This window comes from Bartonella sp. AP19HLJMH (assembly GCF_042196245.1).
In the GTDB taxonomy this organism is placed as follows: Bacteria; Pseudomonadota; Alphaproteobacteria; order Rhizobiales; family Rhizobiaceae; genus Bartonella.
This window is the reverse complement of the sequence record NZ_JBHIPX010000010.1, coordinates 44,158-60,079: the sequence shown is the minus strand read 5'-3', so window position 1 is coordinate 60,079 and position 15,922 is coordinate 44,158. Positions and strand designations below refer to the sequence as shown.

At 39.4% G+C, this 15,922-nt stretch carries 8 protein-coding genes and 1 pseudogene; all 9 read right to left on the bottom strand.

Going from position 1 to position 15,922, the window contains the following annotated elements; translation table 11 throughout:
- Nucleotides 1–251: 251 nt before the first annotated feature.
- The gene (locus ACFINR_RS06090) at nucleotides 252–2,216 is read right to left on the bottom strand and encodes a BID domain-containing T4SS effector (RefSeq protein ID WP_375653255.1); all 1,965 of its coding nucleotides are present in this window, start codon (nucleotides 2,214–2,216) and stop codon (nucleotides 252–254) included.
- A gap of 304 nt (nucleotides 2,217–2,520) precedes the next feature.
- Entirely contained in the window at nucleotides 2,521–3,807 is a 1,287-nt protein-coding gene (locus ACFINR_RS06085) for a BID domain-containing T4SS effector (RefSeq protein ID WP_375653249.1), read from the bottom strand.
- A 354-nt stretch (nucleotides 3,808–4,161) separates the two neighbouring features.
- Nucleotides 4,162–4,998 carry a BID domain-containing T4SS effector gene (locus tag ACFINR_RS06080; protein WP_375653243.1) on the bottom strand — a complete coding sequence of 279 codons (837 nt, stop codon included), beginning with the start codon at nucleotides 4,996–4,998 and terminating at the stop codon, nucleotides 4,162–4,164.
- A gap of 341 nt (nucleotides 4,999–5,339) precedes the next feature.
- Nucleotides 5,340–6,527, bottom strand: a complete 1,188-nt coding sequence (locus ACFINR_RS06075; RefSeq protein WP_375653238.1) for a BID domain-containing T4SS effector — start codon at nucleotides 6,525–6,527, stop codon at nucleotides 5,340–5,342.
- Nucleotides 6,528–6,837: 310 nt separating this feature from the next.
- The gene (locus ACFINR_RS06070) at nucleotides 6,838–8,436 is read right to left on the bottom strand and encodes a BID domain-containing T4SS effector (RefSeq protein WP_375653231.1); all 1,599 of its coding nucleotides are present in this window, start codon (nucleotides 8,434–8,436) and stop codon (nucleotides 6,838–6,840) included.
- A 1,194-nt stretch (nucleotides 8,437–9,630) separates the two neighbouring features.
- Nucleotides 9,631–9,813: pseudogene (locus ACFINR_RS06065) on the bottom strand (type IV secretory system conjugative DNA transfer family protein); the annotation flags it as partial.
- Nucleotides 9,814–10,061: 248 nt separating this feature from the next.
- A complete protein-coding gene (locus tag ACFINR_RS06060) occupies nucleotides 10,062–11,690 on the bottom strand; it encodes a BID domain-containing T4SS effector (protein WP_375621529.1) in 1,629 nt (542 codons plus the stop codon).
- A 516-nt stretch (nucleotides 11,691–12,206) separates the two neighbouring features.
- A complete protein-coding gene (gene traG, locus ACFINR_RS06055) occupies nucleotides 12,207–14,123 on the bottom strand; it encodes a Ti-type conjugative transfer system protein TraG (RefSeq protein ID WP_375632461.1) in 1,917 nt (638 codons plus the stop codon).
- Nucleotides 14,124–14,279: 156 nt separating this feature from the next.
- Nucleotides 14,280–15,914, bottom strand: coding sequence for a BID domain-containing T4SS effector (locus tag ACFINR_RS06050; protein ID WP_375653226.1), 1,635 nt, complete (start codon nucleotides 15,912–15,914; stop codon nucleotides 14,280–14,282).
- Between the last annotated feature and the right edge of the window lie 8 nt (nucleotides 15,915–15,922).

Genomic DNA, 15,922 nt, shown 5'->3' with positions numbered 1-15,922 from the left:
GTTATTTTCATAGCGTTTTCTTCAAAGAAGAATGCCTATTTGAATGATTGAAAAAATTGACCTTATTCGCATGGAACAAAGTTAAAGTTTATAATTTTGAAGTATTATCGTGAAATTTTATCAATGAATTCTGTAAAATAATGGGGTGTCTTATTCAAAGTTTTCTGTATTTCACACACCGTCTTTGGTGCAATCTTGGCAAGATAATTGCACCAAAGTTTTGGATAAAAAGCCAACAATTAGGAGATTTATCACGACAAAGCCATTGCTTTTGATGTTTCGGCTCTGCGCGGTCGAACATGCGGCTGGTCTTCTTGTCTAGAAGTTGCTGTAACCTCTTTATGCCGCTTTGCTGTTGAGCGTTCAGGCAGCTTTGGAGGCTGCGATAAGCTTTGCTGCTTTTGTAATTTTTTATCGAGATCGGTAGGCGGTTGATGACGTTTTTGTTGTTCTGCCTGATGGTTTTGCACAATGGTTTCTTTTAACTGTTTTACAGTTTCAGCATACTCCTTAATGACGGTACAAAGAGTAGGAAGATGTTCTTCAGCGGCTTTGCGTGCTCCATTTTTTATGCCAAGGACTTGCTTACCAGCAAGTGGAGCAACAGATGCAGAATCCTTTTCAATTTGAAATACAAGCTCTTCTCCCATCTCTGGAATTTTGTGCATATCTTCTATTCTATATTGCAAAATAAATGGATCCTTATAAACAATTTGGCACCAATATTGGATCTCTCTTTGACCATATTGAACCGATGGATCTTTTTGAACTCTGCGGGCAATTTCCTCATTTGAGAGAGGCTTTATTTTCTTTTCTGAATTGAGCGGATTTTGTAAATGTTGATTTGTTAGCTCTTCCTCTTGTGTTTGTCGCTGATGTTGTTGTTCCGTGTGAGAACCTTGTAAAATATTTTCACTTTTTGTATATTTTGAAGTATACACATAACCGTTAATGGCAGCACATAGGGTGGGAAGAGTTTCTTCAGCTTTTCTGCGCGCATGGTTTTTTATGCCAAGAACTTTTCTACCAGCAAGCTTAGAAATAGACTTAGGCCGTTCTGTAACATCCCATAAGAGCTGTTCTCCCATATCGGGGTTTTCTTTGATTGCTTCTATTCTTTCATTTAAAATAAGTCGGTCGCCATAAACCTTTTCGCTCAAAAATCGTATTTCTTCTTGATATGCTACGAGCAATAGCTCTCTTTCCATTGTATTAATAGATGGTTTTTGTTCGTGAGACGGTTTTGGTTGTTCAATTGCTGTGTGTGTAGAGGAAGTTTTTGGGACGACAGTATCGCTTTGTTTTCTGTTTTCCATACGGTGCGTTTTTCTTGAAGGCGGGACGGCATATGTTCCACTGTCTTGTGATGATGAACTGCTTTGCTGCCTGACTTTCATATGTGATGATGTTTTGGGTCTAACACTTGGTTCGTGTGTTTCAGGATTTTGAATTTTTGTGCCGTTTTGTGCTCTTTCTCTCATGCGTGGGGGAAGGGGCGGAGCCACTTTTGTCTGTAGAGAAGGGGATTCTTGAGCAGTTGGTTTGTTTTGTTCTCTATCTTTTGCACGCGGTGGTCTTTGTGGGGCCATTTTTATGCGCGTGGAGGGGCTTTCTTGGGTTTCATGCTTTTGGATTTTTGCGTCGGCTTGTGTTTTTTCTCTCATACGTGGGGGCGGGGGCGGAGCCATTTTTTTTTGCGGGGAAGGGGACTCTTGAACTGTTGGTCTATGTTGTTGCCTCTCTTTTGCACGCGGAGGTTTTTGTGGAGCTGCTTTTGTGTGCGTGGAGGAGCTTTCTTGGTTTTTTGAGTTGGAGATTGTTGTGCCGGTTTGTGTTTTTTCTCTCATGCGTGGAGGAAGGGGCGGAGCCACTTTTGTCTGTAGGGAGGGGGACTCTTGAACTGTTTGTTTATGTTGTTGTCTCTCTTTTACACGCGGAGGTTTTGGTGGAGCTGCTTTTTTTTGTGGGGGAGGCGTCTCTTGGTTTTTGGCGTTAGGAAGCATTGTGCTGGTTTGAGTGTTTGCTCTCATGCGGGGGGGGGGCGGTGGCGCAACCTTTGGGTGGGGGGATAAATTTTCTGGGCGTTTTTCTACAGTTGCTTTTGGCAAACTTTGAGAAACTTGGGAAGGAGGGGTTCTGGTGGGGGATTGTTCAGCCGGTTGTTGAAATTTTTCCATCATTTCGGTGATAAAAGGGGAGGGATTTCTTTTTTTCATGCATGTTCCTTTCAAACTCTTCCAATATTGTTTTTAAATACTATTTAAAAATGTACGTTGGTTTTTATTCTGTTTTATGCTTTTTCATTTGCTTTTATGAGAGAGGATATGAAACTGAATGGTTTTGCATGATTTGACTCTCTTGGCTCAGATCATAATCATTCTCTAAAGATTGTTTTCTCCAGTGTTTGGGTTAAGGGACGGAAAAATAAATTGTGTTTCAATTTTCTCTCTTTCTTGGCGCAAACACCTCTTTCCTGTGTTGCGCCAAGACGTTAGATTCAACGTGAAAACTTATGTCTGTTTAGCTGGCAAAAGCCATCGCTTTTGGGGCGGCAGTTTTGCGAGGACGAATATCTGTTTCTCTTTGTTGCGTAGAGGGTGTTGCTCCTTCATGCGTTACTATTGAAGGCTCAGGGCGTTGAGCAGACTGTGAGACGCTTTGTTGTTGATGCAAATTTTGCGTTCTGTCAGAAGATGCTTCATTGTGTTCTTGTTTTGTCTGCTGAGTTTTTGAAAGGCTCTCTCTTACTTGTGTTACAGCTGTTGCATAATTGTCAACGGCGTCAATGAGGTGAGAAAGACCCGCTTCAGCATGTCTGCGTGCTTTATTTTTAAAGCCACAAAAGTTACGACCAATGTATTTGTTAAAAGACTGAGGATTTCCGGCAAGTTGCTGTGCCAGCTGTTCTATTGTTTCAGGGTTTTGGAAAAGCTCTTCTGTTTGTGATTGCAAAATGTTTGCGTTCCCAAAAACAACAGTGCACCAATATTTGATTTGGGCATGGTGTCTTCTGACTTTTGAATGTTGGTGAATTTTGGTAGAAATTTCTGTCTCTGAAAGCGTTTCTTTTTCGCGATGATCTGGTTTTTGCAGAAGTTTAGCGACGGCTTCCTTCCCCATTAAGCGTTCATAGTTTTTGAGTTCTTGCTCTGGAGATTGTAAGAGGCTCTCTCTTGCCTGTTTTACGGCTTCTGTATAACAATCAACGGTGACACTGAGAGCGGAATAACTCTCTTCCGCTTGTCTACGTGCTCGACTTTTGAAGCCCAGCGCGCTGGTACCGGAAAGTTTAGCGATACTTTCAGGATGGGCTGCCATGCGCCATGAGAGCTCCTCTCCTGCAGCGGGATCTCTTTGAATTTCCTGCATTTTTTCTTGCAAAATGTTTGGGTTACCATAGGCACTTGCGGATAAATGTTGGATTTCTTCTTGATAGGTTCGAACCAATGAATGGTGTGGAAGCAATATAATGATCTCTTCCTCTGAGAGAACTCTTGTTGCCCTTTGTAATGCTGCTTGTGAAGGAATTGTTGCGTGTGTCGTTTCAGCTTCTTGCGGTCTTTTGGTAGAGCCGCCTCTTGTTAACGAAGCTGTTCGATTTGTTGATGCATATACAGTTTCTTCGCTTAAAAGAGATTGTCTTTCCTCATCTTCTTCCGGTATGGATGACAGTCTTTTGCTTTTTGAAGGCGTTTCTTTAGGAAGGGGGGCTGCAGCGCCTGAGACCTCTGCCGCCGCTTGTTCATAGAGCTTTATAAGTTCTTGTATTGAAGAGGATGGAAAAGGATGAGGGTGTTTTTTTTTCATGCATGTTTCCTTTCAAAAATTGTTTTAGAAAACCTCTTTGGTGCATTCTTGCCTTTTATGCTTGGATCGCTTTGAGACAAAAGAAATATCGAGCTGAATGAGCTTCCAAAGATCTGCGCTATTTGCAATCAGCTTAATGGACATTTGTGTCTTTTATACAGTTTTTTTGTGAAATATTATCAATAAGTTATCAATAGTTATCGTGAATTACAGGCGTCATTTTTAGGACTATTTTTTGTAACATTCTAAAACAATTCTTGGCGCAATCGCGATGAAACGATTTGCGCCAAGAAACTCACTGAAAAAAAGATTACATGAAAAACAAAAACCTATCTGTTTTTATGTTTATGCCCCTTACATGGCATAAGCCATTCCTCTTTCTCCTTGTCTTTGAGGGCTGTGCTCTGGACTATTTTGTTCTTGTCCTCTTGCGTGATGATGACGATGATGATGGTGTCTCTCAACTTGCTGAGAATTTTCTTGACGACGTCTTTGTTCTGCCATAGGGGTTTGCGATAGTCTTGTTGTTGCGTCTTGTACAGCTTTTGTATAACCATCAATGGCATCAATGAGCGGTTTAAAACCGTCTTCAGCTGCTTTGCGTGCTTGACTTTTTATGCCAAGTGCGGAATGGCCAGCGAGCTTATGCATAGATTCAGGATTTTCAGCAAGTCGATCTGAAAGCTCTTTTCCTTTACTGGGATCTGTAAGTATTCCTTGCAAGTGTTCTTGGAAAAGCTTGTCATTGCCATAAACAATCTTACCCCAATGCATGATCTCTTCTGCATGTGCTTGGACGTGTGGATTTTTTAAAAGCATGACACTTATTTGCTCCGTTGTGAGGGAAGATGAAGATCTTCCTCTTTGGTGCGGAGCAACCGTTGTATAGTCGGTTTCAGGATCTTCTGTCCTTTGATGTTTACCTCTTGAAGAAGGGGTAACGCTGCTAACTGATGCGTATAGAACATCAGTTTCGTGTCTTGGAGAAGCAACCGTTGTATAGTCGGTTTCAGGATCTTCACTCCTTTGAGCATGATGTCTGTCTCTTGAAAGAGGGGAAGAGGTGCTAACTGATGCGTATAGAACTTCCTCTTCTGGGGTTGGACCGCGCTGGTTTCCTCTGGTTGGTTTATTAACTTTTGCATAGAGGGCTTCTGGATTTGCAGAAGGGCTTGGATGATGTTTTTTCATACATATTTCCTTTCAATATTTTTAGAAAACCTCTTTGGTGCATTCCCCACTTTTAGTTTTGATAACTTTTATATAAGGAAGATATCCAACCGAATGACCTCCAAAGATTTTGCGCTATTCATATTGATATGTAATGAACATTTATGTCTTTTATACAGTTTTTTTATGAAATATTATCAATAAGTTATAATAAATTACAGAATCCATTTTTAGGACTATTTTTTGTAATATTTTAAAACAATTCTTGGTGCAATCACGATAAAATGATTTGCACCAAGAAACTCACTGAAAAAAAATTACATGAAAAACAAAAACCTATCTGTTTTTATGTTTATGTCCACTTACATGGCAAAAGCCATTCCTTTTTCTCCATGTCTTTGTCGTTGTGGGCTGTACTCTGGACTATTTTGTTCTTGTCCTCTTGCGTGATGATGATGGTGGTGGTGGTGTCTGTGTTCTGCTTCTCTTTCTGGATTTTCTTGTTTTTGACCTCTTTCTCTTTCCTGTTCACGTGTAAACTGTTTATGGAGCTTTTGTGCCGTATGTATATGCCTCTCAAGAGCTGAGCAAAGGTGGGTAAACTCATCTTCAGCTTCTCTGCGGCTTGGAGATTTTACACCAAGTATTTTGTGACCTGCAAGCTTACCAGCGCTTTGAGGATTTTCTGCAAGGTCCCATAAGATTTGTTCTGCATTTTGAGGATCGTCAAGGATCTTCGCAAGTGGTCCATTCAAAGCATGTTCTTTTCCATAAACAACTTTGCATCGCTCTTGGATTTCTCTTACACCATATTGAAAGTCTACGTTTTGTAAAAGCTTTGTCGTAACCACATCTTTTGGGGTTCTGGGAGGGGAGATTTTTCTTCCTCCAACGCCTTGATAGATGGGATTTTCTAGTTGTTGGGATTCTTGCCCACCTTCAGCTCCCATGCCAACCGTTGTATAGACAGATTCGAGAGGTCTTTGGGGAGAGTGCTCACCACGTTCACTAAAGTCAAGCTCTGCATAGAGATGTTCTGGTTCTTGGGGATGTCGTCCACCCTGTGCACCTCCACCAACTGTGTCGTAGGGTGTTTGCCAACCTTGCGCCGCCAGATCCGTTATTGAATAGGGGTTTACGAGTCTGTCGGTGCGTCGCCCATCACTCGGTCTTCCACCAAGTCTGTCATAGGGATTTCCTAGTGGCTTTTGGGGAGCAAAGATCGTTTCTGCTGGTTGTTGAAGTGTATAGTGTTGTGGGTTGCGTTGTTCTTTGGGTGGTTTGTTAACCTTTGCGTAGAGGTCTCCTACATTAGAAGCTCCTAGATTTTGTTGTTCAAGTGGCTTTTGGGGAGCATAGATCGTTTCTGCTGGTTGTTGAAGTGTATAGTGTTGTGGGTTGCGTTGTTCTTTGGATGGTTTGTTAACCTTTGCGTAGAGGTCTCCTACATTAGAAGCTCCTAGATTTTGTTGTTCAAGTGGCTTTTGGGGAGCATAGATCGTTTTTGGTGGTTGTTGAAGTGTATATTGTTGTGGGTGACTTTTTTTCATGGCTGTTTCCTTTCAATATTTTTAGAAAACCTCTTTGGCGCATTCCCCACTTTTTTGATATTTTTTAGGACAAAAGAAGAATATCAAACTGAATGGTCTCCAAAGACTTCGCGCTATTCATATTGATATGTAATGGACATTTATGTCTTTTATACAGTTTTTTTATGAAATATTATCAATAAGTTATAGGAGATTACAGGATTCATTTTTAGGACTATCTTTTGTAACATTTTAAAACAATTGGTGGGCGTAATGGAGATAAAATGATTGGTATAAAGAGTTCTGTTGGAAGGCAAAAGTTCACGCGTTTTTAGCCGGTAAGAGCCAGCGATGAGGAACGACTAACTTTCAAGCTGCGAGCTTGGCATTGTGCTTCTTGGGTGTTCTTTACAGTATTCGCAATTTCTTTTGCTTTGCTTTCCGATGTCCCAAGGAGGCAAGCTAGTCTGGTATAATCTTTTTCTTGTATGGCTTTACGATCTTCTGAGGATAGACGATTGTGTAGTTGTCGTGAAAAGGTATGGAGTTCTTGTCGCAGTGAACGAGAATGGAATAAAGCTTCCCTTTGTTGTTCTTCTGGTAAGGCAAAAAGGTTTTGTAAATTTTTTCCAGGTTTTTCGACAGTGTGGTTCAGGCGATTTTGTTCTCTTTGGTGTTGCTCTAGAATTGCATCTTTTGTTTGTTGTGTTATTGCGCCATAATTTTTAAGGGCTTGGCTGAGTTGTGGAACAGCCTGTTCGGCTTGTCTGCGATTTGAACTTTTCATGCCAAGTATTTTACTCCCAGCAAATTTAGAAATTGATTGAGGGTTTTGTAAAGTTTCATCGGCAAACTGATTTCCTAAGTTTGGAGCTGCCGTTATGATATCTAATGTTGTCTTTAAGGTGTGGGTTTTACCATAAACAGTCTTTGATAAATTTTCGATTTCTTTTCGGCTCCCTTCAACATAAGCGTCATTTGAAATCCTTTCAAATAACTCTTCATGGGTAAGAGGGGCTAAAGTTTCTTTTGGGATCAGTGTTTCTTTTAAGCTTTGAACGTTGGTTTTTTGAAAGCAGAGGCGGGCACCGTTTTGTAATGTTTTGACGAGTTCTGGGGTGAGATCATCTTTGTGTCCGACGACGAAAGCCCCTTCTATTTCCATGACAAAACCTTCTGCTGAAAAACCTCTAAAGACGCCTTCATAGGTTACATCTTCCTTTGCTGCAACAACAACACGATCGTTAATTTCATCCAGTCCAGCGTTTCTCATTTGGGAGATGAATTCTTTTAAAACAAGGGATTTTTGTGGATGGGTGATATCTTCAAAAAGATCTTTCATCGGTTGGGAATTGCCATATTGCATGGCTTCAATACAAGCTGTTGTCATGCGTCCTTTTGTGATGAAAGAAAAGTCAATGGTATGTCCTGCGGCTTGTCCAAGTTTTTCCATAAACATTCGATTTACGCGCCCATTGCCTTTTCTAAAAGGATGTGCGTGCTCTAGCACCATAAAAACATCAGCGGCACTTTCAGCAAATTCTTGGCGCGATAAACCTTTTAAATTGTTCTTTTCATTAAGTGTTTTTTCGAGTTGTGTGAGTTCTTTTTTAATCTGTGGACCGATAGCAAAAGGAACTTCATAACCTTTGGGACGCATCGCCGGCATATGGGCAGTGGTGCCGTCTTCAAATGTAAAGGATGTATCGCGAGTGTGGCCCGCCCATTCAAAAGTTTTGTAGAAGAGGCTCCAGTGGATTAGTTTTAGATAGGAAGCATCAAATTTTCGTGGGGGTGGTTCATGGCGAAAATTGACGGCTGCTTTAGTGACGTCATGAGTACTGCGTTGATACAGTTTTTTAGGGTCTTTGATGCCATATTTATTTTTGAGTGTTTTGGTTCCTTTATATAGATAATTTTGCTCTAACATGTAATCTCTCCTAAGTAGGTAGGGTGGTGGTTGATGAGCGTCTTAAACGCTGCATGTGAAAAATTCCCCTTCGCGTATTCTTTTGAGATTTTGGTTGTTATGAGAGGGAGCACTTTTCCCTCCAGTGTATGGGATGTATCAATCGTTTTGTGATGCTTTTGAAAAGCTTTTCTGATGTTTCCTTTGTTTATTATCTTGTACTGTAAAATGCTGGTATTTAGGACGCTGATATGAATCCCATAAGTAGTCAGAAAATGGATTTTCTATAAATTGACTCTGGGTAAAATCTTCGTTTTTTGAGGTGTAAGGAAGAGGTCAAAAAGAAAAATGTTGCTTAAAATTGTTTTTTTCCTTTAACAAAGTTGTTTGCAAGAGCGCTTTGATGAGGAGCGTGGATATAGCGGGTGTAATCGCTCTTGGTTAGCGGATGGTGCTGGTACTTTTCATACACAGCTCTCAGATTGGTGAATCTATGGGCAAAAGCAGTCATCAAAAATTTTTCTCCATTATGTTTTTCTTATTGTTCCATATGAATATCTTGCCATACGAACATCTCTTTTGTGTATTTTTGCAACAAAATGTTTTTTATTTTTGTATTGTTGCTCTTATTATATTGCGCTGCTTTAAGATCCATAAGAGAGGAAACCCTTTCTTTGGTTGGGGAGAAAAGCCTTTTTCAGCGCTTTATCATTAAAATAGAACACTTTATGATATCGTAAAGGGGGAAAAGCTTGTATAAGAATGATTTATTCATTTTGATGTATATCTTAAATATTTTTTGGGAAAAAATCGATGTTCTTGAGTGTAGGTGTTTTGAGAGTTGTTGTCTCAAAGATCAACCGTTTTTTTAAGTCTTGATATTGGTGATTAGCGTTGTGAAATGTTTTTGCTTGTTTGTAGGGGATAAATTATAAACAAAAAGCTTTGGAGGAATGTATTTGCAGGACGTTCTCAAGTGGAAATGTTGGTTTGATTATAGGTGATTTGAGGGGGGGTGGACTTTCTTGTAAAGACGATGGGTACTGGTAAAACGATACACAAAATACAAAAAGGAAAAAACACGGATTTTTTATCATGTTTTCCTTATGTGTGAAGAAGCGGTCAAAAACTTTTTGTTAACGGGTTTTTAAAAAATAGAAATGTATGTTGTTTTTGTGGTTGGACTTTTCATAGTCAAGATCTCATAATAGGAAGTTAGTTTTTCTTTTGTGGAGCAAAGCGGTTTTTTGCAGCTGCGGCTAACATTTCTTTCCTTCTGAAATAGATGGCGCAACCACATCGCGAAGGGGAGCCTTGCATCAGAATAATTTGTTCATTTTGACGCATTTCTCGGATAACTTCGTGGGGTAAAATGAGTGCTCTTTTTAAAATATTCATATAACCACGAAAATCGACTCCATCTAAGACAAATAAAATAGGCTTTTGTAGCTTTCGTCAGTAGTAATCATGACGTTTAAAAGGAATTAACAATTATCCTGTCCAATTGCTTTGGATATGGTGTATATGCTATGTGCAAAATTGGTGGTAGGGCGCTTAAGTAGTCTGTTTTTTGCATGTATGATAAGAATATTAAAATATCTCTTCCACATAGGTGTTTAAATCAAAAAAACAAAGTTTCATATTTTTTAGTTGGCCATAGCAAGTGTATTTGAACGATTTTGTGTGCGTGTGTAGAATTGGCTATGAGTGTTCCTTGCTTTTTGAACAATGTCGGTAATTTCTCGTGCTTTCTGTTCTGATATACCAATACTTTGTGCAAGTGTTTCATAATCTTTGTTTGTGATCGCACTACATTCGTTTGATGAGAGACGATGTTCTAAACTGTTTATAAAAGTACGGAGCTCTTGGTGTAATTGAGGAGATTGAGACAAGATTTCTCTTTGTTTTTCCGGTGATAAAGCAAAAATATTTTGCAAGTTTTGACTGGGATTCTCTACCGCTTTTCCAAGGCGTTCTTGTTTAATTTTATGGTCTCGAGTGACTATATTATAGGTAGCTTCTACAGTATACACATAATTCTCAATTGCAAGAGAGAGCACATCAAGATAATTTCGAGCGTGTACACGTGCCGGATTTTGTAGACCGCATATACTAAAACCTGCAAGAGGAGAAACAGAGTGCGGTGCCTGTTTAATCTGATTAGCAAACTGTCTGCCTAATTCTGGATTTTTAATAATCTCTTCTATCTGTTCGTTTAATACGTTTGCGTCACCATAAACAGTTTTTGCGTAAGCTCGGACTTGCTTTTGAGCTTTGAGAACGTAACTATCTAGCGCAACTGTTTTGGCACATTCACTTTTTGTGAGAGGCGCTAATGTTTCTTTTGGAATAAGCGTGTTTTCAAGCTCTTTGCTGTTGGGGGCGGTAAAGGTAATGATATCACCAGGTTTTAGTGTTTTTAATCGTTCTGGTGTGAGATCATCTTTGCTACCAATGATGTAAGTTCCTTGCACATCGAGTATAAAACCTTCTGAATAACAACCTTTATAAGTTCCTATATAGGTTTCTCCTGCCTTTGTTGCTATAACAAGGCGATCATCCACGTTGCGTCCCGTATTGTTTATGTGGTCCATAAATTCTTTTAAAAGACGTATTTTGGGGGGATTGGAGATATCCTCAAAAAGATCTTTCAACAGTTGTGTATTGCTATATTGCATTGCTTCGCTACAGGCAGCCATCATACGTTTTTGTGTGACAAGCGAAAAGTCAAGCTGATGTCCTGCAGCTTTGGCAAGATTTTCAAAAAAGACTTGTTCTGTGTGCTCATTGCCATCTATGAATGGGTGGATTTTGTGAAGAGAATAAAATAGACTCGTTGCTTCCTTGACAAATTCTTCGCGTGTTAAGCCTTGCAAATTGTCTTTTTCGGCAAGCGTTTGATCTAATTTTTGTAAGAGTTCAGGGATTTCTTCACCGGTTGCAAAATTATTGCCCCATTCCATTCTTTTCATTTCTGGCATGGCGGCAATGCTATCGTCTGTAAATGCGAAGGGGATATGGCGCAGATGTCCAGCCCATACAAAGGTATTTTTAAACAATTGTTGGTGGATATGGCATAGATAAGTTGAATTAAAATATTCTGGCAGGGGTTCTGCACGCAGATTGATCATGGCTTTTTGCCTATCATGTGAGCATTTTTCCAGAAAGCGTTTTAAATCTGTTTCTCCATATCTATTTTTGAGAATTTGGGTACCAAGATAGATATAATTATGGGGTGAGGGAATTCCTTTTGTTTTTTCTTTTGCTTTGGGCATTGTTACATTCCTTATAATGTTACATTGTCTATGAGAGTGTGTTAAACTTTTTGTTTGAAAATCCCCCACGCATATTGTTTTGAGATGTTGAGACTTGGGTGAGGAAAAAATCCCTCAAATTCGTAGGTGTTTTTGAGTGTATCAATCTTTATCTTGGCACTTTTTTCTTTTACTGAGAGAGAATGGTTCATTTGGGTTGTTTTCATGCATATTGTCTTTTAATTTTTTTGTAGAAAAATTTCCCTATAAAAGCGGTGCCTTCAAAAGTTTCCTGATAGGATTCTCAAGGCATAGATATGATTGGTATTTATTATTTGGAGATGAGGAGAGTGCTTTATAAAGAAAGTTGGCATTGGTAAGCACAGGCATAATACCATCATTTAAAGACTTTTCCCCATATTTTTCTTGTTGTATCAAGCGGGAATTCCTTCTTTATAGGCTTTTATGAGATAGAATCTCTGCTTTTATCCTTTGATGTTTTTGTTTTGATGCATGGCCTCCATTAGAGGGTGTTTTTTAGTTTTTCTTTTGTGGAGCAAAGCGGTTTTTTGCAGCTGCGGCTAACATTTCTTTTCTTCTGAAATAGATGGCGCGTCCACATCGCAAAGGGGGTTGTCCTTGCATCAGAATAATTTGTTCATCTTGACGCATTTCTTGAATAACCTCATGGGGTAAAATCAGGGCTCTTTGTTGGTAATTGACGTTGTATGAACTCTTTCCTAAAGATAAGCCTCTTGATTTGTTCGTTCCGGTTACTTCAACGGTCATTTGACCACAGCGTTCTGAAATGTCTTTGGCAGTTTGGAGATCTTTAATGGCAGCATAGCTGACAAAAGAGCAGCTTTCAAACCATGAGCGTGCTCCGGCTTCTCCAAAGTGATTGACCAACTGACCAGAGGATTGATAAAAAAGCATTAAGGATGTACCGTATTTACGTCCACGATCGCGTGCTTCTTCTAAAATATTCATATAGCCTAGAAGATCAACTTCATCTAAGACAAATAAAACACGCTTTTTATAGTTACCGTCTGCTGTAACCATGGCATTGAGAAAGGCGCCAATAATCACACGTCCAATAGCTGGATAACTGTTTAAAATGCTTGCGGGGAGATTGAGAAAAACATCTGTATTGCCATTTGCAATATCTGAGGAAAAAAAATCATCTCCGCAGACAAGATCTGCGTAATTGGACAAAGAAAGCCATTGGGTATCTTTTGAGGCGGTTGTATAGACTCCTGAAAAGGTTTGTTCTGCCATTTCTGTAAAAATACCAACCATTTCACGAATAAAAGGAGAAGGTGTTGTTTCTTGAATCATGCGTAATTGATTAACAACGGCTGTTTCTGATTGAGAGAGAATGCCACGCAACGTTTTTAAATTGCGCTCGCTATCTTCATATTCATCAGAAAATACAACATGAGCAAGAAGAGCTGTTAATAAATTATGGGCTTGTGTCGAGAAATATTCTGCTGAAGAATTGTCTGATTTTTTATCTGTAAGGAGCAACTTGGAAAAGCTTACAATATTCGCTTCGCGTTGTGTGCGTGGTACGCTGTCGTCTAAAAGCCAATCGATGACATTAAAATTTTTTGTTAAAAATGAATTGGGATCGAGAACAATGACATTTCTATTCCCCATCTTTTGACGCGCAAATTTGACCATTGGGGCAACTTCTGTTGAAGGATCAAGACAAACAATAGATCCTGGATAGGTTAAACACGTAGGAACTACTGTACTTGTGGTTTTATAGCCACCAGAACCAGCAAAAAAGATCATATGAGTTGAACCAAAATCAAGATTAAAGGTTAGCAAAGGGGCTGTTCCACCCTTTCCCCATGTTGTTTTATTACCAGGTGCAAAGGGAATTTTGCACACATTATCTTGATCAACACGGTATCTTTCACCCACAACAATTTGCCCATTGGCAGGAAAGATTTTTGCTGCATCTCTTAAATTCATCCAAGCGGCCTCACCAAAAATACCTTTTTTTGCACGCTTGACCTTACTTTTAGGGGGAAGGGTTGTTACGAATTGAATGATGGAAAAAAAAACACCAATGATGATGCCAAAAACAACCATGGGGTCCATGAATTGAAGAGCATAGCCCCATGTTATTCCTTGTTGGCCAACATAGGGACTTAAACGTTTTATTTCACCACCAATATAGTAAAGAGCGGTTGTTCCAAAAAAGACAACGGAGACAAAAGTGATCATTTTACGCAGGTGCAGTTTTTGCGAGAGACTATACAACAATGAAACAGCAGCCGTTAGTGCTAAGACTAATAAAGGCTCAGAACGAAGTGTCCAATAAATTTGATCGCTTTTTAGTCCATTTGTTATAAACAATAAAAAATGAGGGACAAGGAATATCGTTAAAGCACCTAAAGCGATAGGGGTTAAAATGAGTACCATTTGTGTTTTGGTATATTTCATTATATTTTACTTTCAATTCTATCAGAATATGCTGCGAAATGTTCTTTTTAGGTGTGTGATATTAACACTCTTTCTTTTTTGCAAAGGTGCAGATAACGCTCCAAACAGTTTTCGTTTATGAGCTCTTCTCATGAAGAAGGAAGGTTTTATCTATTCTTAGCAGGCCATAGCAAATGCTTGGGAACGATGCATTGTGCATATTTGTGCTCGTTGATGTACTTCTTTGGTTTGCTTAATAATTTCTGTAATTTGCCTAGCTTTACTTTCTGATACACCAATGCTTTGAGCTAGTGTTTCATACTCATTATTTTGGACTGCTTTATGTTCATTTTGTGAGAGACGGGTATTGATGTTTTTTACAAAGTCGGTAAGCTCTTTTTGCAGTGAAGGATTTTTTGCTAAAGCTTCTTGCTGTAATTCTTTTGGCAAGGTGAAGAGGTCTTGCAAGCTTTGACTTGGCATTTCTACTGTGGTTGCAAGGCGCTTCTGTTCTGTTGCATGTTCTTGCATAATTTCCTTCCCAGCATGTCTCACTGCATGGGCAAAATTTGCAACGGCAGTGCAGAGCATCTCAAGATGATTTTTAGCGTTTGCGCGTGCCTGATTTTGTAGTCCACATAAACTGAAACCTGCAAGATGAGAAATAGAGTACGGTGCTCTTTCAATCTGGTTGGCGAGCTGCTGGCCTAAGCTTGGATTTTTGATGATCTCTACCATCTGTTTGTCTAATATTTTTTCGTTACCATAAACAATTTTTGCCAATTTCTGGATCTGTTTTAAGCTTGTGTGTACGCAAGAATCTTCAGCAATCATTTCGGCTTTTTCATTTTCTGTCAAAGGAGCTAATCTTTCTTGTGGAATGAGAATGCTTTCAAGCTCTTTTGTTTTTGGGACTGTAAAGGTAAATTTGTCACCGGGTTTTAATGTTTTGAGTTGTTCTTGTGTGAGATGCTCTTTATTACCGATGATATAAGCCCCTTTAACATTGAATGCAAAGCTATCATAACCAGCACCTCTATACATCCCTGTGTAGGTTTCACCCTCTTTTGCAACCATAACGGGACGATCATTAACATTGCGCCCAAGTTCTTTCATGTTGCTCATGAATTCCTTTAAAAGAAGTATTTTATTGGGATTAGAGATATCTTCAAACAGATGTTGCATTGGTTCTAGATCACCATTTTCTGCTACAGCAACACTGGCGAGCATCATGCGTTCTTTTGTAACAAGTGAAAAGTCAAGCTGATGCCCTGCTGCTTGAGCAAGCTTTTCAAAAAAGACCCGTTGTGTACGTCCATTGCCTTCTCTAAAAGGACGAAGTTGGTTAAGGGCGTTAAATAAGCTTATTGCTTCAGCGTTAAATTTCTCACGCGTTAAGTCTTGCAAATTATCTTTTTCGGCAAGCGTTTGATCTAATTTTTGTAAACCGTCTTGGATTTCATCGCCGAGTGCAAAAGGATTTTCCCAGCCTGTTCTTTTCATTTCGGGCATGGCGGCTGTAGTGCCATCTTCAAATGTAAAGGGGAGATGGCGAAGATGACCAGCCCATTCAAAGGTATTTTTAAATAGATGTTGATGAATAGAACATAGATAGGAGGTATCAAATTTTTCTGGTAAGGGGGCTTCACGCAGATTAACCATTGCTTCTGCTGTATCATGCGAGCATTTCTCCAGAAAGGATTTTAAGTCTTTTATTCCATATTTATTTTTGAGTGTTGTGGTGTTTGGGTAGACATAATGATGAGGAGAAACTGTCTGTATATTTTTTGTCTTTGCTTTTGCTTTTGGCATTGTAGCCT

What these genes read in the sequence shown, in the direction of transcription:
- ACFINR_RS06075 (WP_375653238.1), bottom strand. Translation starts at nt 6,527, where the DNA reads ATGAAAAAAAGTCACCCACAACAATATACACTTCAACAACCACCAAAA.
- ACFINR_RS06080 (WP_375653243.1), bottom strand. Translation starts at nt 4,998, where the DNA reads ATGAAAAAACATCATCCAAGCCCTTCTGCAAATCCAGAAGCCCTCTAT.
- ACFINR_RS06085 (WP_375653249.1), bottom strand. Translation starts at nt 3,807, where the DNA reads ATGAAAAAAAAACACCCTCATCCTTTTCCATCCTCTTCAATACAAGAA.
- ACFINR_RS06070 (WP_375653231.1), bottom strand. Translation starts at nt 8,436, where the DNA reads ATGTTAGAGCAAAATTATCTATATAAAGGAACCAAAACACTCAAAAAT.
- ACFINR_RS06060 (WP_375621529.1), bottom strand. Translation starts at nt 11,690, where the DNA reads ATGCCCAAAGCAAAAGAAAAAACAAAAGGAATTCCCTCACCCCATAAT.
- ACFINR_RS06050 (WP_375653226.1), bottom strand. Translation starts at nt 15,914, where the DNA reads ATGCCAAAAGCAAAAGCAAAGACAAAAAATATACAGACAGTTTCTCCT.
- ACFINR_RS06090 (WP_375653255.1), bottom strand. Translation starts at nt 2,216, where the DNA reads ATGAAAAAAAGAAATCCCTCCCCTTTTATCACCGAAATGATGGAAAAA.
- traG (WP_375632461.1), bottom strand. Translation starts at nt 14,123, where the DNA reads ATGAAATATACCAAAACACAAATGGTACTCATTTTAACCCCTATCGCT.